General features: G+C 60.1%; 25 protein-coding genes. 11 read left to right on the top strand and 14 right to left on the bottom strand.

What is annotated here, in order from left to right:
* Window positions 1–49 precede the first annotated feature (49 nt).
* Window positions 50–928 carry a LysR family transcriptional regulator gene (locus ACORQT_RS19375; protein ID WP_019455589.1) on the top strand — a complete coding sequence of 293 codons (879 nt, stop codon included), beginning with the start codon at window positions 50–52 and terminating at the stop codon, window positions 926–928.
* A gap of 27 nt (window positions 929–955) precedes the next feature.
* Here ACORQT_RS19375 and proX read toward each other — a convergent pair whose 3' ends face one another.
* The 3 genes from proX to proV all read right to left on the bottom strand — a co-directional run bounded on the left by proX (window position 956) and on the right by proV (window position 4,328).
* Complete coding sequence (proX, locus tag ACORQT_RS19370) at window positions 956–1,957, bottom strand: glycine betaine/L-proline ABC transporter substrate-binding protein ProX (RefSeq protein ID WP_033644160.1); 1,002 nt, start codon at window positions 1,955–1,957, stop codon at window positions 956–958.
* Between the two features lie 69 nt (window positions 1,958–2,026).
* Window positions 2,027–3,133, bottom strand: coding sequence for a glycine betaine/L-proline ABC transporter permease ProW (gene proW / locus ACORQT_RS19365; protein WP_033644159.1), 1,107 nt, complete (start codon window positions 3,131–3,133; stop codon window positions 2,027–2,029).
* On the bottom strand, window positions 3,126–4,328 hold the full coding sequence (gene proV, locus ACORQT_RS19360; RefSeq protein WP_042785248.1) for a glycine betaine/L-proline ABC transporter ATP-binding protein ProV: 1,203 nt from the start codon (window positions 4,326–4,328) through the stop codon (window positions 3,126–3,128). Before proV ends, proW begins: the two co-directional genes overlap by 8 nt.
* Window positions 4,329–4,454: 126 nt before the next feature.
* On the opposite strand from proV, the gene ACORQT_RS19355 reads away from it, so the two are divergent.
* Window positions 4,455–4,718, top strand: a complete 264-nt coding sequence (locus ACORQT_RS19355; protein ID WP_139276915.1) for a hypothetical protein — start codon at window positions 4,455–4,457, stop codon at window positions 4,716–4,718.
* Window positions 4,719–4,734: 16 nt separating this feature from the next.
* Here ACORQT_RS19355 and ACORQT_RS19350 read toward each other — a convergent pair whose 3' ends face one another.
* A complete protein-coding gene (locus ACORQT_RS19350) occupies window positions 4,735–5,421 on the bottom strand; it encodes a response regulator (RefSeq protein WP_033644157.1) in 687 nt (228 codons plus the stop codon).
* A 33-nt stretch (window positions 5,422–5,454) separates the two neighbouring features.
* Window positions 5,455–7,047: an ATP-binding protein gene (locus ACORQT_RS19345; RefSeq protein WP_033644156.1), complete on the bottom strand. Its 1,593-nt coding sequence runs from the start codon at window positions 7,045–7,047 to the stop codon at window positions 5,455–5,457.
* A 326-nt stretch (window positions 7,048–7,373) separates the two neighbouring features.
* Between ACORQT_RS19345 and ACORQT_RS19340 the strand changes: the two genes are divergently transcribed.
* A complete protein-coding gene (locus ACORQT_RS19340; protein ID WP_033644155.1) occupies window positions 7,374–8,729 on the top strand; it encodes a 2-hydroxycarboxylate transporter family protein in 1,356 nt (451 codons plus the stop codon).
* Window positions 8,730–8,825: 96 nt separating this feature from the next.
* Here the strand turns inward: ACORQT_RS19340 and ACORQT_RS19335 are convergent, their stop codons facing one another.
* Window positions 8,826–9,797, bottom strand: a complete 972-nt coding sequence (locus tag ACORQT_RS19335) for a patatin-like phospholipase family protein (RefSeq protein ID WP_072627093.1) — start codon at window positions 9,795–9,797, stop codon at window positions 8,826–8,828.
* Window positions 9,798–10,003: 206 nt separating this feature from the next.
* On the opposite strand from ACORQT_RS19335, the gene ACORQT_RS19330 reads away from it, so the two are divergent.
* From ACORQT_RS19330 to ACORQT_RS19310, 5 genes are all read left to right on the top strand, one after another.
* On the top strand, window positions 10,004–10,948 hold the full coding sequence (locus ACORQT_RS19330) for an MBL fold metallo-hydrolase (RefSeq protein WP_164057736.1): 945 nt from the start codon (window positions 10,004–10,006) through the stop codon (window positions 10,946–10,948).
* Window positions 10,949–11,101: 153 nt separating this feature from the next.
* Window positions 11,102–11,842: an SDR family oxidoreductase gene (locus tag ACORQT_RS19325; protein WP_047025555.1), complete on the top strand. Its 741-nt coding sequence runs from the start codon at window positions 11,102–11,104 to the stop codon at window positions 11,840–11,842.
* A gap of 64 nt (window positions 11,843–11,906) precedes the next feature.
* A complete protein-coding gene (locus ACORQT_RS19320; protein ID WP_072627095.1) occupies window positions 11,907–12,101 on the top strand; it encodes a DUF1289 domain-containing protein in 195 nt (64 codons plus the stop codon).
* Between the two features lie 77 nt (window positions 12,102–12,178).
* Window positions 12,179–12,466 carry a CopG family ribbon-helix-helix protein gene (locus ACORQT_RS19315; RefSeq protein ID WP_033639547.1) on the top strand — a complete coding sequence of 96 codons (288 nt, stop codon included), beginning with the start codon at window positions 12,179–12,181 and terminating at the stop codon, window positions 12,464–12,466.
* Window positions 12,466–12,753, top strand: coding sequence for a type II toxin-antitoxin system RelE/ParE family toxin (locus ACORQT_RS19310; RefSeq protein WP_033639548.1), 288 nt, complete (start codon window positions 12,466–12,468; stop codon window positions 12,751–12,753). The genes ACORQT_RS19315 and ACORQT_RS19310 overlap by 1 nt, the downstream gene beginning before the upstream one ends.
* Window positions 12,754–12,796: 43 nt before the next feature.
* Here the strand turns inward: ACORQT_RS19310 and nrdF are convergent, their stop codons facing one another.
* The 5 genes from nrdF to ACORQT_RS19285 all read right to left on the bottom strand — a co-directional run bounded on the left by nrdF (window position 12,797) and on the right by ACORQT_RS19285 (window position 17,251).
* Window positions 12,797–13,768, bottom strand: coding sequence for a class 1b ribonucleoside-diphosphate reductase subunit beta (gene nrdF / locus ACORQT_RS19305; RefSeq protein WP_033639549.1), 972 nt, complete (start codon window positions 13,766–13,768; stop codon window positions 12,797–12,799).
* 8 nt (window positions 13,769–13,776) lie between these two features.
* Window positions 13,777–15,921, bottom strand: coding sequence for a class 1b ribonucleoside-diphosphate reductase subunit alpha (nrdE, locus tag ACORQT_RS19300; RefSeq protein WP_071845116.1), 2,145 nt, complete (start codon window positions 15,919–15,921; stop codon window positions 13,777–13,779).
* Window positions 15,903–16,307: a class Ib ribonucleoside-diphosphate reductase assembly flavoprotein NrdI gene (gene nrdI, locus ACORQT_RS19295; RefSeq protein WP_004928930.1), complete on the bottom strand. Its 405-nt coding sequence runs from the start codon at window positions 16,305–16,307 to the stop codon at window positions 15,903–15,905. The genes nrdE and nrdI overlap by 19 nt, the downstream gene beginning before the upstream one ends.
* Before the next feature lie 9 nt (window positions 16,308–16,316).
* The gene (locus ACORQT_RS19290) at window positions 16,317–16,547 is read right to left on the bottom strand and encodes a redoxin NrdH (RefSeq protein ID WP_033644148.1); all 231 of its coding nucleotides are present in this window, start codon (window positions 16,545–16,547) and stop codon (window positions 16,317–16,319) included.
* Between the two features lie 272 nt (window positions 16,548–16,819).
* The gene (locus ACORQT_RS19285; RefSeq protein WP_015378864.1) at window positions 16,820–17,251 is read right to left on the bottom strand and encodes a carboxymuconolactone decarboxylase family protein; all 432 of its coding nucleotides are present in this window, start codon (window positions 17,249–17,251) and stop codon (window positions 16,820–16,822) included.
* Between the two features lie 95 nt (window positions 17,252–17,346).
* Here ACORQT_RS19285 and pdxR point away from each other — a divergent pair, with 95 nt between their 5' ends.
* Complete coding sequence (pdxR, locus tag ACORQT_RS19280) at window positions 17,347–18,771, top strand: MocR-like pyridoxine biosynthesis transcription factor PdxR (protein WP_072627097.1); 1,425 nt, start codon at window positions 17,347–17,349, stop codon at window positions 18,769–18,771.
* A gap of 67 nt (window positions 18,772–18,838) precedes the next feature.
* Here the strand turns inward: pdxR and ACORQT_RS19275 are convergent, their stop codons facing one another.
* A complete protein-coding gene (locus tag ACORQT_RS19275; protein ID WP_004928950.1) occupies window positions 18,839–19,147 on the bottom strand; it encodes a DUF883 family protein in 309 nt (102 codons plus the stop codon).
* Between the two features lie 229 nt (window positions 19,148–19,376).
* Between ACORQT_RS19275 and asr the strand changes: the two genes are divergently transcribed.
* On the top strand, window positions 19,377–19,727 hold the full coding sequence (asr, locus tag ACORQT_RS19270) for an acid resistance repetitive basic protein Asr (RefSeq protein ID WP_004928953.1): 351 nt from the start codon (window positions 19,377–19,379) through the stop codon (window positions 19,725–19,727).
* A 196-nt stretch (window positions 19,728–19,923) separates the two neighbouring features.
* Here the strand turns inward: asr and ACORQT_RS19265 are convergent, their stop codons facing one another.
* Entirely contained in the window at window positions 19,924–20,304 is a 381-nt protein-coding gene (locus ACORQT_RS19265; RefSeq protein WP_004928958.1) for a DUF4440 domain-containing protein, read from the bottom strand.
* Window positions 20,301–21,683, bottom strand: a complete 1,383-nt coding sequence (locus ACORQT_RS19260) for an MFS transporter (RefSeq protein ID WP_072627098.1) — start codon at window positions 21,681–21,683, stop codon at window positions 20,301–20,303. The genes ACORQT_RS19265 and ACORQT_RS19260 overlap by 4 nt, the downstream gene beginning before the upstream one ends.
* Before the next feature lie 105 nt (window positions 21,684–21,788).
* On the opposite strand from ACORQT_RS19260, the gene ACORQT_RS19255 reads away from it, so the two are divergent.
* Window positions 21,789–22,694, top strand: a complete 906-nt coding sequence (locus ACORQT_RS19255; protein ID WP_042785239.1) for a LysR family transcriptional regulator — start codon at window positions 21,789–21,791, stop codon at window positions 22,692–22,694.
* Window positions 22,695–22,754: the final 60 nt, after the last annotated feature.

Genomic DNA, 22,754 nt, shown 5'->3' with positions numbered 1-22,754 from the left:
AACCAATGTATAATTTTCATTTTATTTATCTCATTTCAAGATAGATGCCATGAACCTGAAACAGATCCGCTATGCGCTGGCGGTGGCGGAAGAACAGAGTTTCACCCGGGCGGCGCAGCGCTGCCATACGGTGCAGTCGGCGCTCAGCCACCAGATCGCCAAACTGGAAGAAGAGCTGGGCTGTACGCTGTTTGAACGTACTTCGCGCCGGGTGCGCTTGACCCCCGCCGGCCAGGCTTTCATACCCTCGGCGCAGCGACTGTTGGCGGCGCAGCAGGCGCTGGTGGAGGAGGTGACCGCCGCCGGCGATGCGGTGTCCGGCACCCTGACCATCGGCACGATTTCAACCATAAACGCGATTGATCTGACCGAAAAGCTCGACAAGTTTCATCGCCACTATCCGGCGGTGAACATCCGCCTGTACGTTGGCATGAGCGAAGCCCTGCTGGAGGATGTGCGTCAGCAGAAGTGCGATATGGCGTTCGTCGGCATCTGGCCCGGCGATGTCGATCTGCTGCCGATGTCGCACCGGCAGTTGACCGATGAGCCGCTGGTGGCGCTGGTGGCGCCGCAGCACCCGCTGGCTAACCGCGAGCGGGTTAACCTGCAGGCGCTGGCGGAAGTGCCTCTGGTGGATTTCTACAGCGGCACCGGCGCGCGGCGCCAAACCGATCGTGCCTTCCTGGCGGCGGGCATCCGCCGGCACGTCAGTTTTGAAATCGATCATATCGAATGGTTGGAGAATCTGGTGCGGCGCGGGTTGGCGGCGGGCATCGTACCGATCTCGACCGCGCAACGCTTAAGCGCGCTGGTGTCGATTCCGATTGAAGACGGGCCGCGGCGCCAGGTGTATTGCATCTGGCCGCAGCCCTTGTCGAACGCCGCCGCCCGTTTTTTACAGTTCAGCGGCATCGATCTGGCGGGGTAGGGGCGCGGCAGAGGCGCCCCCGCTCGGTTACGGCTTCGCCGCTTCGGCGGCGGTTTTCACCCAGCCGTCGAAGGTCGCCTGATGCGCCTTGATCCAACCGTTGACGTGGTTTTGGATGTCGGCCTCCGAAGCCTGGCCTTCATGCATGCGCAGGTTTTGCGCGTTGATGTCGGCGATCGGCAGCTTCATGATGGCGAACAGCTTGGCGGCCGCCGGGTTGGCTTCGGCCCACTGCTTGTTGGCGGCGATGCGCATGGTGTTGACCGGGAAGCCGTAGTTGGCGCCGTTAGGCAGCTTGGTATCGACGTTCTTCTGCTCGCCCGGCAAGGAAGAGAACGGTACCTGCAGCCAGACCACGTCGCGGCCCGGCACCATCACATCGCTGACCCAGTACGGCGTCCAGGTGTAATACAGTACCGGTTTGCCCTCTTTGTAGCGGGTGATGGTGTCGGCGATCATCGCCGCGTAGTTGCCCTGGTTGTGTTCGACGGTATTACTCAGGCCATAGGCCTTGATGTGGTGGTTGATCACCGCCTCGCAGCCCCAGCCCGGGGTGCAGCCGGTCAGATCGGCCTTGCCGTCGCCGTTGGTGTCGAACAGCTTGGCGATCTTGGGATCCTTGAGCTGTTCGACGTTGGTGATGTGGTACTGCTCGGCGGTTTTCTTGTCGATCAGGTAGCCCTGCGCGGCGCCGTTGACGTAGACGCCTTCGCGGTAGAACTTGGCGTCGCCGCCGGCGGCCTTGTACTGATCGGCGTGCAGCGGATCCCAATTGACCGCGATAAAGGTGGCGTCGCCGGAGGCGATGGAGGTGTAGGCGACGTTGTAATCCACTTCGCGCGGTTCCTTCACGTCGTAACCCAGTTTTTCCAGCGCCTTGCTGACCAGCAGCGTCTGGAACGTCTCTTCGGAAATGGTGCTTTGCACCGGCTGTACCGCTATTCCCTTACCGGGTAAATCCGCCGCGATGGCGCTCTGTGAGCCAATCAGTGTCGTCAGGGCGAGAGCCCAGATGCCCGTGGTGCGCATAGTGTTTCCCCTCTTTTGATGTGGTGTTGCCCTGGCCCGCCGGGGCCGCAGCCGCCGGCGGGAAAAGCGTCAGGCTTGTTTGATAAATGGACGGGTAAACAGCCCGATGGGGCCGCGGCGATACCAGCGGCCGATGCCCTTGCTGCGGCGATCGCGCCCCAGCGATTGGGTGAGGCGATCGAGAATGATCGCCAGGATCACGATGCCGACCCCGCCGATGGCGGCCAGGCCCATATCCAGCCGGCCGATGCCGCGCAGCACCATCTGGCCCAGACCGCCGACGGCGATCATCGAGGCGATGACGACCATCGACAGCGCCAACATCAGCGTCTGGTTCACGCCGGCCATGATGGTCGGCATCGCCAGCGGCAGCTGCACCTTGAACAGCAGCTGGCGCGGGCTGGCGCCGAAGGATTCGGCGGCCTCGATCAGATCCTCCGGCACCTGCTTGATGCCAAGAATGGTCAGACGCACGATCGGCGGCAGCGCGAAGATAATGGTCACCACCACGCCCGGCACGTTGCCGATGCCGAACAGCATGACGATCGGCACCAGATAGACGAAGGCCGGGGTGGTTTGCATGGCGTCGAGCAGCGGCCTAATCACTTTGGCGGCATGCTTGCTGCGCGCCAGCCAGATGCCGAGCGGCAGGCCGATAAGGATGCAGAAGAACAGCGCGGTCAGCACCAGCGCCAGCGTAACCATCGCCTGCGACCAGGCGCCGATGGCGCCGATGGCGACCAGAGAGAGCAGCGTCGCGGCGCCCATGCCGAGGCCCGCGATCTGCCAGGCGACCAGCGAGAACACCAGAATGGCGATCGGCGCCGGCATGCCCAACAGCAATTGCTGGAAGCCGCTCAGGATCACGTCTACCGGCACGCGGATGCCCTGGAACAGCGGGCGGAAGTGCAGCACCAGCCAGTCGATGCCTTGCGTGACCCAGGAATCAAACGGCACCCAGGCTTTGTGGAACGGATCAAGCAGGCTGAAGTGCTCAGGCTGCGCCGGGGCGCTGCTGAGCCAATCGGCGCCTTGCCCGGCGGCGTCATGAGCGGCCGGCGGCGGCGCGCTGGACCAGGCGTCGCCGGCGTTGGCGGCGGCATCGTGAGCGGGGGCGGCGCCGGCATCGGCCGGTGCGGTAGCCCAGGGATCTTGGGTTTGCGTGGTATCACTCATTGGCTGAGCCCTCCTTGTCCAACGCCTGCAGCAGCATGGCCTTGGAGATGATGCCGAGATAGTTATGTTCTTCGCCCACTACCGGCACCGCGCACGGCGCCTGGGCGACCAGGGAGATCAGATCGCTGAGCGGCGTGTCGGCCGGCACGGCGGCGGGGGCCTCAAGCAGGGCATCGTCCAGCGTTTGATTGGCGGACAGCGCCTTTTTCAGCGACTCTATCGACACCACGCCGATAAATTTCTTCCCGCGTTCAACAACATAACCATAATCACGGTCCTCATCGCGCAGCAGCTGCAGCGCCGAGCGGGGGCCAAAACCGGGGGTTTTGCGGATCAGCGTCACCGGACGCCGCTGGGCGATATCCTTGGCGCTGAACACATGACTGATGTCCACGCCGCGGAAGAAGGTGCGCACGTAGTCGTTGGCAGGATTATTGAGGATCTCGTCCGGCGTGCCGACCTGGATCACCTCGCCGCCCTGCATGATGGCGATGCGATCGCCAATGCGCATCGCTTCGTCCAGATCGTGGGAAATAAACACGATGGTGCGCTGATGCTGAGCTTGTAATTTCACCAGCTCATCCTGCATTTCGGTGCGAATTAACGGATCGAGCGCCGAGAAGGCTTCGTCCATTAATAATATATCCGGGTTATTGGCCATCGCGCGGGCTAATCCCACGCGCTGACGCATGCCGCCGGATAATTCATCCGGATAAGACAGCGCATAATTCTCCAGCCCGACCTGACGCAGGGCGTCCAGCGCTTTTTCCTGGCGTTCCTGCAGCGGTATTCCGGCTAATTCCATGCCAAAGGCGGTATTATTCAGAACATTCATGTGCGGCATTAGCGCGAATGACTGAAATACCATGCTGATCTTATTTCGCCGCACGGTGCGCAGCGCGGTGTCGGATATTTTGGCGATGTCCTCACCGTCGATCAGCACCTGACCGCGGGTGGGTTCTATCAGACGATTGAGAAGGCGTACCAGGGTGGACTTGCCGGAACCGGAGAGCCCCATGATGACAAATATCTCGCCTTCTTCAATGGCCAGAGTGGCGTCTTTTACGCCGAGCGATAAGCCGGTTTTTTCAAACAGCCGATCTTTTGTCAGACCTTTATCCAGCAGTTTGAATGCGCGTTCCGGGTGCTCGCCAAATATCTTATACAGGTTCTTTACTTCGAGTTTAATTGCCATGCAATTTGCTGTTTCCTCTGGTTTAATTAAAGCGTTATGGGCTGTCCTTAGCAAAATAAAAGAGCTTTTTACCCTAACACAGTGAATATCTGAGACAACCCTCAATGTCATTTAAATGGGATATTAGTGGTTTACATCAAGGTTTTAATTAGTTATGGTAATTTGGCCCGTGACTCAAAATTGACGGCCATTATTCGCCATAATGGTTTGGTTTTTGGGGAAATAATACGGTGTGGCGTAGAGAGATATTTGGGCGTCACGCCTGCCGTTCGGATAATAAAAAACCCGACCAGAGGCCGGGCAAAAGTCATCAGTATTTCATCAGTTTTAACGACAGGTGCCGATATCGAGGGGGATATCGTCGAGCGTCATGTTATCGCCTTAGTATGACAGCCAGATGGCAGCCTCAGGCCTTGCGATACAGCCTGCGCGGATGGCCGATATTGCCGTACAGCATCTCCACCCGCACGAACTGGGTGGCGACGCAATATTCCAGATAACGGCGAGCGGTGGTTTTGCTGATGCCGACCTGTTCGACCACGTCTTCCACCGCATGCGCCACCGCCGGCTGGGCGATAAACAGCGCCTGCACCAGCTCCAGCGTGTTGGTTTCTATACCTTTGGCGCTCGGTTCGCTGGAGAACTGCTTCGACTGCAGGTTGTACAGCGCATCGACATTGTCCTGATCGATGATTTTGAAGGTGCGCTGGGTCTGCACGAACTGCATGAAGCGCTCGAGCGAGTTGCGCAGCCGTTTGTAAGACACCGGCTTGATGATGTAGTCGAAGGCGCCGTTGCGGATCGCCTGGCTGCAGGTATGCATGTCGCTGGCGGCGGTGATGAAAATCACCGAACAGGCGGGATTCTTTACCGCCGGTTCTTCCATCAGCTCAATGCCCTGGCCGTCCGGCAGAAAGTTGTCCAGCAGGATCAGCCGCGGCTGATGCTCGTTGGCTTTGGCCCGCGCTTCGGCCAGCGTGGCGGCGTAGGCCACCACCCGCAGGTTGAAATTTTTCTCGATGAACTCTGCGTGCAGCGTCGCCAGTTGCGGCTCATCTTCCACGATCAGAACGTCCAGTGTTTGGTGTGACATAATCGGGTGCTCAAAAAAATCGGGTTATGGGTTTTATTTAGGGATAAATATAGAGAATATCGCGCCGTGCGGCTCGTTGTCCGACACTTCTATGCTGCCGTGCGCCTGCGCCACGTGGCTGGCGACCAGATGCAGGCCGATGCCGTGGTCGCTTTTATCCGCTTTGGTGGTCACGCCCTGTTCAAACAGCGTATCACGAATCTCCTCGGCGATGCCGGTGCCGCGATCCGCCACCTCGATCACCAGCTCGTCGCTGCCGTCGCTGATATAGAGTTCGATCGCGTCGTGCGGAGCCGGGCAGTGCAGCGTCGCCTCCACCGCATTATCCAGCAGGTTGCCGACGATCGACATCAGTTCGGTCTCATTCAGCGCCGCCGGGATCTGCCGCAGCTGGCAGGCCGGATCGAAACGCAGTTCGATGCCTTTCTCTCTGGCGCTGGAGTATTTGCCCAGCAACAGCCCGCACAGCGCCGCCGAACTGAAGCGCTGCGAGATGAAATCGAGGATCTCCTGCGCCCCCTCCGACTGGGCTTCCACATAGCGGATGGCCTCGTCATAGCGCTGCATATGCAGCAGCCCGGCCAGCGTGGCGGTCCAGTTCAGCTGCTCGTGGCGCATGATGCGTAGGTTATCGGCATAGCGTTTCACCTGACTGAGCTGGCTGCTCAGGGTATTGATATCGTTCTTGTCGCGGAAACTGATCACCCAGCCTTGCAGCTCCTGCTCCTGCATGATGCGCACCCGGCTGGCGATCACCCGCACGTGGTTGAAGCGGCACACCTCGTCATGGGTGTCGTGCTCCAAGTGCGCGACGGCGAAAAAGTCCGGCTGGGCCTGGATCACGTCGCCGATCGGCCGGCCCAGCAGGCCGGTGGCGGGCTGATGCAGATCCAACAGCTCACGCGCCGCATGGTTGATGGTGATGATCCGCAGCTGCGGATCGATGGCGATCACGCCCTCATAGATGGCTTCCAGCAGCGCTTTTTGCTGGCGCACCAGCAGCGCGATCTCTTTCGGCTCCAGCCAGAACATTTGGCGTTTGAGGTTTTTCGACAGCAGCCAGGAAAAAACGAACAGGGCGATCAGCAGCAGCACGATGGAACCGATAATTTGCGTTAATGTCCTGGCATTTAAATTATCGATATGCGATTTCAAATAGCCGACGGAAACGATGCCGATGACGTGATTATTTTCATCCAGAATCGGCGCCTTGCTGCGTAATGAAACGCCGATGCCGCCCTTGCGAATGGAAATAATGCTTTTTCCTTCCAATACTTCTTTATTATCGCCGCCGATCATCGGCGTGCCCAGGCGGCCCTCATATTCGGAATGATAGAGATGACGGGCATGATTATCACCGATGACGATATAGCTGGCGTCGCTGCTGGCGCGGATTTTTTTCATCAACGCAGCGATCCTGGCGGCGTCGTTTTTTTCTACGGCATCCACCAACGAAGGGATAAGGGCGATTTCCCGTGCCTGCACCTGGGCGCGGGCGCCGAGATCGCGGTGCAGCTGCGCATCCAGCTGGTAATAGGTGTAGGCGCCGATGCAGCTCAGCAGCAGGCAGGAGAAGGCCACCAGGCACAGAAACAGCTTGATTTGAAATGAGAGTTTAAGGCGCATGGAGGAGCTTCACCGTAAAGAGATCCTGAAGCCTTACCCTATCACGAGATACGGGGTGTGTAATATTGCGCCCGATCAACTTGTGATCCCTCACACGGGATTAGCGTGAACCGGACGAGAATTGTTCGTCTGCGATAAAGTTGATAAGCTTTAAAATAAAAACGGTATTAACGCCATTAAAACCACGCTGATTTTTACATAATCTTAATTAACCCCATAGAAACCATAACCACCATTAAAAACCCTTTTTAATTTTGAACATAATCACAGCAGATAATCCGTGCGCTTCTCTATGATGGCTGAACAAACTAATAAGAGGCCAGATTATGAGCACAACAGATGATTCTTACCTCGTAGCCAAAGACAAGGCCGCTGATATTCCTCTGCGTGAGAAATGGTGGCGGATACTGGACAATTATAAAGTAGGGATTATTCCGTTACCGTTCTTTATTCTGGCCGGCGTATTGATTCTGCTCGACTGCCTGGAAGGCAAGTTGCCGAGCGATATTGTGGTGATGGTGGCCACCCTGGCGTTCTTCGGCTTCGCCTGCGGCGAATTCGGCAAGCGCCTGCCGCTGATCGGCAAAATGGGCGCGGCGGCGATCTGCGCCACCTTCATTCCTTCCGCGCTGGTGCACTATGGCCTGCTGCCGGACGTGGTGGTGGAGTCGACCACCAAGTTCTACAAATCGACCAACATTCTTTACCTCTACATCTGCTGCATCATCGTCGGCAGCATCATGAGCATGAACCGCCAGGTGCTGATCCAGGGCTTCCTGCGCATCTTCATCCCCATGCTGTGCGGCGAGATCGTCGGCATGCTGGTGGGGATGGGCGTCGGCATGGCGCTGGGCCTGGAACCGTTCCAGATCTTCTTCTTCCTGATCCTGCCGATCATGGCCGGTGGCGTAGGTGAAGGGGCGATCCCGCTGTCGATGGGCTATGCCGCGATCCTGCACATGGAGCAGGGCGTGGCGCTGGGGCGCATTCTGCCTATCGTGATGCTCGGTAGCCTGACCGCTATCGTCATCGCCGGCCTGCTCAACCAACTGGGCAAGCGTTATCCCCACCTGACCGGCGAAGGCAGCCTGATGCCGAGCAAGCAGGGTGAAAGCGACATGAGCGCGGTGGAAAAAATCAGCGGCAAGGTGGACGTCAGCACCATCGCCTGCGGCGCGCTGTTGGCCATTCTGCTGTATATGGTGGGCATGCTGCTGCACCGTCTGATCGGCCTGCCGGCGCCGGTGGGCATGCTGTTCGCCGCCGTGGCGGTGAAGTTGGCGCACGGGGTGTCGCCGCGCATTCAGGAAGGCTCGCAGGTGGTGTACAAATTCTTCCGCACCGCCGTGACCTATCCCATCCTGTTCGCCGTCGGGGTAGCCATCACGCCGTGGCAGGAACTGGTGGACGCGTTCACCGTACAGAATCTGATCGTGATCGTCACCACCGTCAGCGCGCTGGTAGCGACCGGTTTCTTCGTCGGCAAGAAAATCGGCATGCACCCTATCGACGTGGCGATCGTCTCCTGCTGCCAGAGCGGGCAGGGCGGGACCGGCGACGTCGCGATCCTCACCGCCGGCAACCGCATGTCGTTGATGCCGTTCGCCCAGATCGCAACCCGTATCGGCGGCGCTATCAACGTTTCGCTGTCGCTGCTGGTGTTGGCCAAGTTCTTCGTATAACTCCTATAAATCCTTAGCGTTACTTTGCCTTTCCCCGCCCCCGCGGGGATTTTTTTGCCCGCGCGCCGGCCCGACGCGCGGGCGGGGAACTGCCGGTTACGCCGCTTGCTTCATGGCGGCGTCATACCACGCGAAGTAGCGCTCTACGCCGCGACGGCCGGATTCGATCAGCGCGCGTTTCTTCTCCTCGCTGATGCCGAACTCCAGCGTGCCGACGTCGAGCGTGTCGACATACACGGTGCGCTTCCAGTCATCGCTGTCCAGATGCACCTTGGTTTGGATGTCCAGCATCACGTTGGCCACCGCCAGGGTGAAATCAAACAGGTTGTTGACCGGCGTGCGCGGGCCGGCCTGACCGGCGGCCTGAGCGATTTCACTGGCGGAGTCCAGGCGAATGCCCAGCGTACGGGTGTTGATGCGCTGGCTGGTGCTGTCGATGTAAGGCGGCGTGGCGGAGAAGTCATAGTCGAACAGCCGCACCGGGTAGTTGTCGATCATGCCGCCGTCGATGCACAGGTCGCCCAGGGCATTTTTCTTCGCCACGAAGGCGAACGGGAACGACATCGAAATGCGCAGGCCATCCGCCACTTTCATGCGCGGCGTGGTGCGATGCGAATAGACTTCGCGCTGGCCGCTGTTGAGGTTGGCGCCGATAAAGTAAATCGACTTGAACCCTTTCGCCGTTTTCATTGCTTCGAACTGTTCGAAGGTAATATCCGGGTTGCCGGTACATTGCTTGATAATATCGCGCGACCATTGATAAAAATAATCACCGGGCGCAATGCCGTATTGATTGAACAGACGATAGGCGTCCTGGAGCGTACCGAAAAAGCCGCCGTTATAATCGAGGAATTTTTTAAAATCCATCGCCGACAGAATCTTGGTCACGTCGGCCGAGCTGCAGCCCAGCCCGACCAGCAGCGCGGCGATGGCGCCCGCTGAGGCGCCGGAGGTTTGCTTGATCTGCGGCATGATGCCTTTGGCTTCCAGCAATTCCAGTGCGCCGCCATAGGCGATGCCTTTTACGCCGCCGCCTTCAAAGACCAGGTTTTCGAATTGATAGCTCATCATATTTCCTTACTCGTGGTTTAGGGAGTAAGAAAAATAACGAAGCGGCGCACGAGAAAATATGGATTGGGGTTGTGTGGCTCGGCAAACAAAATTATTCATAATGAATATATTATTTATATATTTATCAAAGGCATTTATTAAACAGGCGCATCGGGCTTTTTGCGTCAATACTTAGCGCTGTTCAATTCTCACAAGGAGTCATCATGTTCTGGAAACGTTGTCTGTTGGGCGCGGCGCTGGCCGTTATGTCGTTACAGGCCGGCGCCGCCGCGCCGCAGGCCAAAACCCCGACGCCGGGATTTTACCGCATCATGCTGGGCAGCTTTGAAGTGACCGCGTTGTCCGACGGCATTATTCGCCTGCCGGCGGATAAGCTGTTACTGGGCCGTACGCCGCAGCAGATCGCCGCCGGGGTAGCCGAGCAGCATCAAAGCCTGCCGGTGGTCACGTCGGTCAATGCTTATCTGATCAATACCGGCGACAAGCTGGTGATGATCGACAGCGGCGCCGGCCAACTGCTGGGCGACGGCCTGGGCAAGCTGGTGGATAACCTGCGTGCGGCGGGCTACCAGCCGGAGCAGGTGGATGAGATCTACCTGACCCACATGCACCCGGACCACCTCGGCGGCCTGACGCACGACGGCAAGGCGGTATTCCCCAATGCGGTGGTGCGCGCCGCCAGCCAGGACGCGGACTTCTGGCTAAGCGCGGACAAACTGAAACAGGCCAGCGCGGGCAGTACAAGCAACTTCGAAAGGGCTCAGGCAGTGATCAAGCCGTATCAGGCGGCCGGCCACTTTAAGCCGTTCAGCGACGACGGTGAGCTTTCCCCGGGCATTGCCGCCTTTGCCGCCCACGGCCATACGCCGGGACATAGCGTGTATCAGGTGACCAGCCAGGGCCAGAAGCTGTTGCTGCTGGGGGATCTGATCCACGTGGCGGCGGTGCAGATGCCGCATCCGAAGGTGGCTATCAGCTTTGATAATGACGCCAAGGCGGCGGTCGCTCAGCGGCTGCGGATATTTGGCGACAGCGCGCGGCAGAGCGAGCTGGTGGGGGGCGCACACCTGTCGTTCCCGGGGTTGGGGTATTTGAATCGCCAGGGCGACGGTTACGCCTGGGTGCCATTGAACTACGGCGCGCTGTAATGGCGATGGCCGCCCAACGGGCGGCCATCGTAAGCGCCTTGGGGACATTGTTCGATAATTTGGGATGATGATGCCAGAGAATCGGGGCTTATTCGCCGTGATAAAGAGTGCATGATTAACGTTACCCTCGTCGTTTTCTTTAAGGATCTCCCGATGAATCAGAAAACTCCCCCCGTCGCCATCGTTACCGGCGCATCGCGCGGCATCGGCGCGGCCATCGCCGAGCGTCTGGCCGCCGATGGCTTCACCGTCATCATCAATTATTCGGGCAACCCGGCGCCGGCCGATGAGCTGGTGCGCAAGATCGAACAGGGCGGCGGCCGCGCCTTGAGCGTCAAAGCCGACGTCAGCGATGCATCTGCGGTCGCCCGCCTGTTCGACAGCGCCGAACAGGCGTTTGGCGGCGTCGACGTGCTGGTCAATAACGCCGGGGTGATCGCGCTGGCGCCGGTGGCGGACATGCGTGACGAAGACGTGGATCGCCTGCTCGACATCAATCTGAAAGGCAGCTTCAATGCGATGCGCGAGGCGGCGAAGCGCCTGCGCGACAATGGCCGCATCATCAACTTCTCCTCCAGCGTGGTGGGGTTGCTGCAGCCGGGGTACGGCATGTATGCCGCCAGTAAGGCGGCGATCGAAGCGCTGACCAGCGTGCTGGCGAAAGAGCTGCGCGGCCGCAATATCACGGTGAACGCCGTCGCGCCGGGACCGACCGCCACCGGTTTGTTCCTCGACGGCAAAACCCCGGAGCTTATCGAGCGGCTGGCGAAGATGGCGCCGCTGGAGCGCCTGGGCACGCCGGACGATATCGCTGCAGCGGTGGCCTTCCTCGCGGGGGCCGACGGCGGCTGGATCAACGGCCAAACCCTGCGCGCCAACGGCGGCATCATCTGATTGACGACGCGCCGCCGCAGGATCGGGTATCCTGTGGCGGAACTCATCACATCAAGGGCAGCGTATGGCAGGCGACAATCAGCAGTTTTATCCCGGCGTCAGGTCGCCCTGCGTCAGCCTGTGTCGGATCGACGACGAAACCCAGCAGTGCCGCGGATGCCAGCGCACGCGGGCGGAGATCGCCGCCTGGCCGACCGCCAGCGACGCGGAGAAACGCGCTATCTGGCGGCGGCTAGAGCTGCGTCAATCGGTGAAATAATCCTCTGCATTATTGCGCTGCCAGACTGCATGTAGCACAATTGAGCTACATGTGATTGACCGACGTGAGGAGCGATTATGTCGACGACGACCATTCGTATTCCAGATGAGCTTAAAGCCCGAGTCGCTGCCGTCGCCGAGCAGGTTGGCGTAACGTCTCACAGCTTTATTTTGCAGGCAATAGCGGAGAAAACGCAGCAGGAAGAGTTGCGCCGCGACTTTGAGAATGAAGCGGAAAAACGCTATGCCAAGATAATTGCGACGGGAGAGACGGTCTCTTGGAAAGAGATGCGCGGTTATTTGGAAAATTACGCAGCGGGTGATACTGCCGCTGTCAAACCTCCGGTTAAAAAATTGGGGCGCTGATGGCAAATGTCGAGTTGGCGCCAGAGGTCAGGGATGATATCGAACGTATTCTCGCTCATTTGGCTCAGTATGGCGCTGCGGATTCAGGGCGGCGCATTCAGGAAATCATCCAGGCAATTGCGGTATTGGAACATAATCCATTGATCGGACGGTCCCTTGGCGCAGGGCTGCGTGAATTGATTATTGGGCAGCAAGCTCGCGGTTATTTGGCGCTCTACAAATACATTCCTGATATCGATACGGCGTTTGTTCTGGCGATCCGCAGTCAGAAAGAACAAGGGTATTGAATGCACGATACCGGCCTGAAAGACCGGCATCTCTGTCATGTCCTCAGAAATCCCAGTCCTCATCCTCGGTGTTGACCGCCTTGCCGATGACGTAGGACGACCCTGAACCGGAGAAGAAGTCGTGGTTTTCGTCGGCGTTCGGCGACAGCGCCGACAGGATCGCCGGGTTGACCTCCGCCATCGCCGGTGGGAACAGCGCTTCATACCCCAGGTTCATCAGCGCTTTGTTGGCGTTATAGTGCAGGAAGGTCTTCACGTCTTCCGTCCAGCCGACGCCGTCGTACAGTTCCTCGGTGTAGCGCACCTCGTTGTCGTACAGGTCCTGCATCAGATCGAAGGCGAAATTTTTCACCTGTTGGCGCCGTGCGGCGTCCACTTTCTCCAGCCCTTTCTGGAACTTATAGCCGATATAGTAGCCGTGCACCGCCTCGTCGCGAATGATCAGGCGGATCAGATCGGCGGTGTTGGTCAGCTTGGCGCGGCTGGACCAGTACATCGGCAGGTAAAAGCCCGAATAGAACAGGAACGACTCGAGGAACACGCTGGCGACTTTTTTCAGCAGCGGATCGTCGCTGCGGTAGTGCGCCAGAATGATGCCGGCTTTCTTCTGCAGTGCGCGGTTTTCCTCGCTCCAGCGATAGGCGTCATCCACGTCCGGCGTTTGGCACAGGGTAGAGAAGATTGAGCTGTAAGAGCGGGCGTGCACCGCCTCCATAAAGCTGATGTTGGAGTACACCGCCTCTTCGTGCGGCGTCAGCGCATCGGCGATCAGGGCCGGCGCGCCGACGGTGTTCTGGATGGTGTCCAGCAGCGTCAACCCGGTGAACACCCGAATGGTCAGCTGCTGCTCCTTCGGCGTCAGCGTGGCCCAGGAGGGGATATCGTTGGACAGCGGCACCTTCTCCGGCAGCCAGAAGTTGGAGGTCAGGCGGTTCCACACCTCCAGATCCTTGTCGTCTTCGATGATGTTCCAGTTGATGGCGCGCACCAGCGGCGCCGATGTTACGGTCGTCATAAGTTGCCTCACAGCGCGCAGGACACGCAGCCCTGCACCTCGGTGCCTTCCAGCGCCATCTGGCGCAGGCGGATGTAGTAAATGGTTTTGATGCCTTTGCGCCAGGCGTAGATCTGCGCGCGGTTGATGTCGCGGGTGGTGGCGGTATCGCGGAAGAACAACGTCAGCGACAGCCCCTGATCGACGTGTTGCGTCGCGGCGGCATAGGTATCGATGATTTTTTCCGGGCCAATCTCGTAGGCATCCTGGTAATACGCCAGGTTGTCGTTGGTCATGTACGGCGCCGGATAGTAAACGCGGCCGATCTTGCCTTCCTTGCGGATCTCGATGCGCGAGACGATCGGATGGATGCTGGAGGTGGCGTTGTTGATGTACGAGATGGAACCGGTCGGCGGCACCGCCTGCAGGTTCTGGTTGTACAGCCCGTGCATCATCACCGACTGGCGCAGCGCGCGCCACTCATCGCGGCCCGGAATGGCGATGCCGGCGGCGGCGAACAGCTCGCGCACCCGCTCGGTCTGCGGCAGCCAGTCGCGTTCGGTGTATTTGTCGAAGTACTCGCCGCTGGCATAGCGCGAGTGCTCAAAGCCGTCGAACGCGCCGCCGCGTTCGATCGCCAGCCGGTTCGAGGCGCGGATGGCGTGATAGGCCACGGTATAGAAATAGAGATTGGTGAAATCGATGCCTTCTTCCGAGCCGTAGAAGATGCGCTCGCGCGCCAGGTAACCGTGCAGGTTCATCTGGCCCAGACCGATGGCGCGGGCGCTGCGGTTGCCTTCGGCGATCGACGGCACCGAGCGGATATCGCTCATGTCGGCCACCGCGGTCAGCGCGCGGATCGCGGTCTCGATCGCCTTGCCGAAGTCCGGCGCGTCCATGGTTTTGGCGATGTTCAGCGAGCCGAGGTTGCAGGAGATATCCTTGCCGATGCGATCGTAGCTCAGATCCTCGTGATAGGTGCTGGCGCGGTTGACCTGCAGGATTTCCGAACACAGATTGCTCATGTTGATGCGCCCGGCGATCGGATTCTCCCGGTTGACCGTGTCCTCGAACATGACGTAGGGGTAGCCGGATTCGAACTGGATCTCCGCCAGCACCTGGAAGAACTCGCGCGCGTTGATGCGCGACTTGCGGATGCGCTTGTCGTCCACCATCTCGCGGTATTTTTCACTGACGCTGATTTCAGACAGCGGCGTGCCATACACCCGTTCGACGTCGTAGGGCGAGAACAGGTACATTTCTTCGTTGTTCTTCGCCAGTTCGAAGGTGATATCCGGGATCACCACCCCCAGCGACAGCGTTTTGATGCGGATCTTCTCGTCGGCGTTTTCCCGCTTGGTGTCGAGAAAACGCAGGATATCCGGGTGGTGGGCGTTGAGATACACCGCGCCGGCCCCCTGGCGCGCGCCGAGCTGGTTGGCGTAGGAGAAGGCGTCTTCGAGCATTTTCATGATCGGAATGACGCCGGAGGACTGGTTCTCGATGCGTTTGATCGGCGCGCCCACCTCGCGAATGTTGCTCAGCATGAAGGCCACGCCGCCGCCGCGTTTCGACAGCTGCAGCGCGGAGTTCACCGCCCGGCCGATCGATTCCATATTGTCTTCGATGCGCAGCAGGAAGCAGGAGACCAGCTCACCGCGCTGGCGTTTGCCGCAGTTGAGGAAGGTCGGCGTGGCCGGCTGGAAGCGGCCCGAAATCATCTCTTCCACCAGATCCTGCGCCAGTGCGGTGTCGCCCGCCGCCAGCGTCAGCGCCACCATGCACACCCGGTCTTCGTAGCGTTCCAGATAGCGCTTGCCGTCGAAGGTTTTGAGCGTATAGCTGGTGTAGTACTTGAAGGCCCCGAGGAAAGTCTCGAAGCGGAATTTTTTGGCGTAGGCCTGCTGGAACAGCTGCTTGATAAACGGGAATTCGTACTGCGCCAGCACCTGCGGCTCGTAGTAGCCTTCTTCCACCAGATAGCGCAGCTTTTCCTCCAGGTTATGGAAGAACACGGTGTTTTGGTTGACGTGCTGCAGGAAGTAGTGCCGCGCCGCCAGCCGATCTTTATCGAACTGGATCCGGCCTTCCGCATCGTAAAGATTGAGCATCGCGTTGAGCGAATGGTAATCCAGCGCGCCCGTCTCGGGCCTGGTCAGTTCTGTCGTTGCCAAAATGCGGTTACTCCCTGTCTAACGTTTTCAACGTCTTGCGTAGTGCCGAGCAGCTCGAAGCGGTACAAGAAAGGCACCTGGCATTTTTTGGCGATGATGTCGCCGGCGATGCCGTATGCTGCGCCGAAGTTGGTGTTCCCGGCGGCGATGACGCCGCGCAGGTATGAACGGTTTTGCGGAACGTTGAGAAAGCGGATCACCTGGATCGGCACCGCGCCGACGGCGCTGCCGCCGCCATAGCTGGGCACGATCAAGATATAGGGCTGTTCCATCAGCAATTTGCTGCGGGCGCCGGCGATCGGAATGCGGATCGCCGGCAGGCCCAGTTTCTCAACGAATCGGTGGGTGTTCTCCGAGCTGCTGGAGAAATAGACCAGCGGATTCATCGTCGGGCCTCAGCAGGTGAGCGCCAGCGCGCCGATTTTGTCCGGCCGGAAACCGGCCCAGTGATCGTCACCGGCGATAATCACCGGAACTTGCTGATAACCTAAGGATTTAACGTGGTCCAGCGCCTGCGGATCTTGAGTGAGGTCGATCACCTGATAATCAATCCCCTGTTTATCAAATGCGCGATAGGTGGCGTTGCACTGGACACAGTCCGGCTTACTGTAAATAATAATGCTCATGATTCGCATTTACCTTTAAGCTGAGGGAAAGGCGGACAAGTCAGAGAACGGAGCATTGTTCCTGGCGTTTCTGACGGCGTTATCAGCCGAACAACATTCCCTGCGGCTGATAGATAAAATACTATATGTTGATATTTGTTTTATCAACCACGCTATATATGGTGTTTTGTCGGGTTTTGCGCGCAGGCCGCGCCGGGGCTGGAAAAGGCGAGGGGAAAAATTTTTGCGGGTGTGAAATTCCCCCTCAGAGTCAAGAGGGGGAGGCGAGCGCATTACTGACGCATGCTGACGGCCAGCCGGTTGAAGGCGTTCATGATGCTGATGGCGAAAGTAAGATCGGCGATCTCGGTATCGCTGAAGTGCGCTTTCAGCGCCTCGAAAGCGCTGTCTGGCGCGCCGGTGGCGGCGATCAGCGTAACCGACTCGGCCCATTCCAGCGCGGCGCGTTCGCGCTCGCTGAATTCATGGCTGACGCGCCAGCCCGCCAGCGTATCCAGCTTGGCATGGCTGAAGCCGCTTTCGCGCAGCGCTTTGCCGTGCATGTCCAGGCAGTAGGCGCAGCCGTTGATCTGCGAAACGCGCATAAACATCAACTCGATGGTCGCCTTGTCCAGGGCACCTTTCTCCAGCGCCATCAGCGCGCTCACCATATTTTTGTACGGGGCGGGCGCCAGCTCGGCATAGTTCAAACGTTGCTTAATCATGGTCAACCTCAATCGATAGTAACGAAATCATGGCGCTACTTTAGCGGCCTTATGGTCTATGCTATAGGGCCATAAAATGATTATTTAACCGGGCCATGATGCCGCCGTTCCTGACTTCATTGCGGCTGGACAGCCGGCTCGCCGAGCCGCTGTACCGGCAGATTTACCAGCGGATTAAAGACGCCATCGCCCAGGGCAGCCTGGCGGCGGGCAGCCGGCTGCCTTCGGTGCGCGGGTTGGCGAGCGATCTGGGCGTGGCGCGCGCCACGGTGGAAAGCGCCTACGCGCAACTTATTGCCGAAGGTTTCTTGCAGAGCCGGGGGCAGGCGGGCACCTATGTCTCGCCGCAGTTGCCGCACATGCCGCCGGGCGCAATGCCCGCTGCGCCGCCGCTGGCGACGATAGCGCCCGATCCGCTGCAGCCGCAGGGCATGCTGCAGCCTTTCCAACTGGGCGTGCCGGCGCTGGATGCGTTTCCTCGGGCGCTGTGGCAGCGCATTGTCGCCCGCCAGCTGCGCGGTTCCACGGCGGCTTCCCTGGCGCTGCCGCCGGCCGGCGGCCTGCCTGAACTGCGTGAGGCGATCGCCCATTATCTGCATTTGTCGCGCGGCATCAGCTGCCGGCCGGAGCAAATTTTCCTCTGCGCCGGTTATCCGGCGTTGCTGGACTGGGTGACGGAGACGCTGTTGCACGCCGGCGACGCGGTATGGATCGAAGATCCCGGCTATCCGGTCACGCGCCCGCTGTTGCGAGCCGCCGGCGTCAGGCCGGTCGCCGTGCCGGTGGATGAACAGGGCATGGACGTGGCCGCGGGTATGCTGACGGCGCCTGAGGCGCGGCTGGCGGTGGTGACGCCGACCCATCAAAGCCCGCTCGGCGTCTCGCTCAGCCTGGCGCGGCGGGTGGCGCTGCTCGACTGGGCGCAGCAGCGCGGGGCCTGGATCCTCGAGGATGACTACGACAGCGAGTTTCGCTATCACGGGCGGCCGCTGCCGCCGCTGAAAAGCCTCGATGTTCAGGGGCGGGTGCTGTACGCCGGCACCTTCAGCAAAACGCTGTTCCCGGCGCTGCGCATGGCTTATTTAGTGGTGCCCGTCGGCCTCACGGAGGCCTTTGCGCGCAGCAGTCGGCTGCGCGGCTGCGGTTGCCCGCCGCTGCTGCAGGCCGGCGTGGCGGATTTTATCCGGCAAGGGCATTTCTATCGCCACCTGAAACGCATGCGGCCGTTGTACCGCCAGCGGCGCGAGTGGCTGACGCTGGCGTTGGAGCGGCAGCTGGGGGCGTGGCTGACGACGGTGCCGCAACAGGGCGGCATCCAGCTGTTGGCCCGGCTGCGCGACGGCTTGGCGGATGCGCCGTTGGCGGCGCAAGCCTGGCAGCAGGGGCTGGCGGTGCAGGCGTTGTCTGACTGGCGAATCGACCATCCGGCGGGACAAGGGTTACTGCTGGGGTTCGCCAATTTCAGCCGGCGAGAGGAGGCGGAGCGGGCGGTACAGGGGCTGGCGCAGCTGTTTCGCTAAAATTAAACGGCCCGCGATTTCCGCGGGCCAGACGCACATCTGTTTTATCTTTATGACTGCAGGGGTGTTAACGCCGGGCCAGCAGCACGCCGAGCACGATGCCGACGGCGGCACCGATCCCTACGCCCTGCCAAGGTTTGTCACGCACATAGCTGTCGGCTTGATCGACCGCGTCGCGCGCATGCTGTGTCAGACTGGTGGAGCCGTTGAATCGCGCTCGCGCGTCGCGCAGCACGCCTTTCGCCTTGCTGTGCAGCTCTTTCAGTTCCTCTTTGGTCTTGTCACCGGACTCGCGCAACACTTCATCCAGCGTATCGGCCAACAGAGTCACATCCTGATCGATATCGCGTTCTGTTCTTTCCGCTTTCTTAAACATTCAGCTCTCCATTTCGACACATGTCTTTTAAGTGTAGACCATGCCGAGATTTGTGTGGCCGATCACGGAAAAAAACCGCCGTCACGCAGGTGTTTGCCGGCACCTGGGCTTTGTACATTTGGTTACTCGGCGAAACCAATCACTCACGGAAACGGCCGTTTGATTCCACTAGTATCTGTTTCAACGGCTCCACCGGAGCTTACCGAAACAACACTCTGAGGATTTAAAGATGAAAAAAGTATTAGCGCTGATCGTTGCTGCCACTATGGGTCTGTCTTCTGTTGCTTTCGCTGCTGATACTGCAGCTACTGCTCCGGCTACCACCACCGCGCCAGCTGCGACCACCACTACCGCTGCGCCAGCGGCTGCTGCTGAAAAAGCGCCAGCTAAAGCAACGCACCACAAGAAAGCCAAGCACCACAAAAAAGCGCCAGCCCAGAAAGCTCAGGCCGCTAAAAAGCACCACAAAAAAGCGCCAGCTCAGAAAGCCCAGGCTGCTAAAAAACACCACAAAAAAGCGCCAGTGCAGAAAGCTCAGGCCGCTAAAAAACACCACAAAAAAGCCGGTAAAAAAGCTTAATTAAGTGATGTTTGCGGAACCGACAAGGTTCCGCACTCTACAGCCCGTATTCCAGACACCCGGTCTTTCCGGGTGTCTTCTTTTGAGGCGACGCACGATGATCCATCGCTATCTGTTTGAAGTCATTTTCAGCGCGGTAACCCTGTGCGGGGTGATCGTCGGTTGGGAACTGTTTCTGGCCGGCAGCTTCCTGTAATTATTGCGCCGCGGCGGTTTCGTGCAAATGCCGCCAGCCGAGCGCGTCGGGCAGGCGTTCAAACACCACCGTGGAGTAGCGCAGCGTGGCGCTTTGCCCCGGCAGACTCTGTTTTTCCCGGTAGCTGACTACCGCACCCGTCGGCCATTCGGCCACCAGCTTCATCTCTTCTATCTCGATTTCCAGTCCCGGTTTGGCGGCGCGATGCGCGCGGAAAAAAGCGCACAGCGCGGTGAAATCCAGCGGGGCGCCGTTCAGCGCGATCATGCTGAAATCCGGCGTAAAGCGCGCCAGCAGCGCTTGCTCCTCTCCGGCGCCTTTGCCCAGCCAGCGTTCAATGGCGATGTGGGCGTCGATCACTTCGGTAAAATACGGGTTCATAAAGCATCCTGTTGAGCGTTGAGTTGGCGCACGATGGCGCGGTTGGCGAGGCGCAGACACAGCAACAGCGGGATAAGTGTGCTGGCGCCCGCCAGAATGAAGCAGGTTCGGTAAGCCGCCGAGGGCGGCAACACGGCCAGCAGCAGATTCAGCAGCAGGCTGAGCAGCGCCACGCCGAGGCAAAAACTGAGCTGGCGGTTGATATTCCACAGTGCGCTGGCGTCCGCCAATTGGCCGTCGGGGATCTGCAGAAACGCGCTGCTCTGCGCGGTGCTGCTGCACAGGCTGCCGCCGAACCCCATCAGGGCGAAGGCGGCGATCTGCAACGCGTGCTGCCCGGCCTGATCGATCTGCGCCAACGTCAGCATGCCGGCGCCTTGCAACAGGCAGCCGGCGATCAGCAGCGGCCGCGGGCCGAGGCGATTAAAGCTTTTGCCGGTCAACGTGATGGCCAGGAACGACGCCAGCGCCCAGGGCAGCATCAGGCCGCCGACCTGCGCGGCGGGCATCCCCAGCTGGTTTTGCAAATACAGCATCGCCACCAGGCTGACGCCGATGAACAGGCCGGGAATGCACAAATAAATCGCCATGGCGTTGCGCAGCAGCGGATCGCCGACCAGCCGCAGGTTCAGCAGCGGCTGCGGGGTGCGCAGGCTATGGCGCAGATAATAGGCCAGCACCAGCAGCCCGGCGGCCAGCAGCGCCGCGCCGGAAACCTGATGACCGGCTTCGCTCAGCCGGGTCAGGCCGAGCAGCAGCAGCGTCAGCGCCGCGCAGGCGCTCAGTAATCCTGTCGCGTCGAGCGGTTTGCACGCCGCCGTCGGCGTTTCCGCACGTAGCCACAGCGCCGCCAGCGCCAGGGCCAGGGCCGCCAGCGGCAGGTTGGCGAAAAACACCCAGCGCCAGTCCAACCGATCGACGAGCCAGCCGCCCAGCGCCGGTGACAGCGCCGGCGCCAGCAGCCCCACCAACATGATGGCGGCCGACAGCCCGGCGCGTTCATGGCTGCGGTACAGCTGATAGGTCAGGGTCTGGCCGATGGGGATCAGCAAACCGCCGCCCATGCCCTGCAGGGTGCGCCAGCCGATCAGCGCGCCGATGCTGTCGGCGTTGCCCGCGCCGAGGGTGGCCAGCATGAACAGCGCCAGCGAGAGCAGAAACACCCGCCGCCCGCCGATGCGCTGCGCCAGCCAGGCGCTGAGCGGGATCACCAGCGTCAGGCCGAGAATATAGCCGTTGCTGACCCACGCCAGCTGGCTGACCGACGCCGCCATCGCCTGGCCGATGGCGGGGTAGGCGACGTTGGCGATAAACATATTGATCAGATCGACGAAAAAGCCGAGCAGATAGACGATTGCCACTTTGCTGCGATAAGACATGGTGCCTCCGGTTGAAGGCGAGCAGTGTATCGGGGGGAAAAGTGCGGATAAATCGGCGGCGGGCGATTACACTGTCAAAATGATTTTGACAATAAGGGCGGCGAAATGCTGAATTTGCAGCGTCTGGCGATCTTCGCGGCGGTGGTGGAAGCGGGCAGCTTTACCGCGGCGGCGGCGGCGCTGGGGCAAACCAAGGCGGTGGTGAGCTTTAACGTCAAGCAGCTGGAGAATGAGCTGGGGGTGTCACTGCTGGCGCGCAGCACCCGCCGATTGTCGCTGACCGATGCCGGCGAACGCTTCTACCAGCGCAGCCTGCAGCTGTTGCAGGAGGCCGAGAACGTGCTCGACGACGTGCGACGCGATCATCACGGGCTGAGCGGCGTGCTGCGTATCACCAGCACGCCTGAGTATGGCGCGCAGGTGGTGGTGCCGGCGCTGGCGGCGTTTTCGCGGCAGCATCCGCGGCTGCGCATCCAGCATGTGTCTTCCTCTTATCATGCCGATCTGATCTCTGAGCGCTTCGACGTGGCGATCCGCCTGGGCCAGCTGGCGGATTCCAGCCACCGCGCGGCGCTGATCGACAGCTTCGCCATCTTTCCGGTGGCGGCGCCGAATTATCTGGCCGAGCGGCCGATTCATTCGCTGACGGATCTGGCGCAGGCGCAGTGGATCGCCCACAGCCGGCTCAGTTCGCCCCTCAGCTGGCAGGTGGTCACGCCGCAGCGCGACGCGGTGCTGTTCAAGGTCGCGGATGCGGCGACGCTCACCGGCGACAGCGCCGCGGCATTGCTGGCGTTCGCCCTGCATGGCGCCGGGGTGGCGCTGCTGCCGGCGTGGCTGGCGCAGCCCGACATCGACGCCGGCAGGCTGCAACGGTTGCTGCCGGATCACCGTTTCCCCGAGCAGAGCATCTATGCGCTCTACCCGAACACCCGCCACGTGCCGGAGAAGGTGCGGGCGTTTATCGATTTTCTGCGCGCGCGGGTGGCGGCAAAATCATTAGCGAAATAATAATTCGTTATCACTCTCTCATTTATCATCAGATCCCATCGGGGTATGCTGGCAATCTCT

The organism is Serratia sp. (in: enterobacteria), from assembly GCF_052400455.1.
Taxonomy (GTDB): domain Bacteria; phylum Pseudomonadota; class Gammaproteobacteria; order Enterobacterales; family Enterobacteriaceae; genus Serratia; species Serratia ureilytica.
Note: the sequence above shows the minus strand (reverse complement) of the source record. Positions and strands in the feature narration are given on the sequence as shown.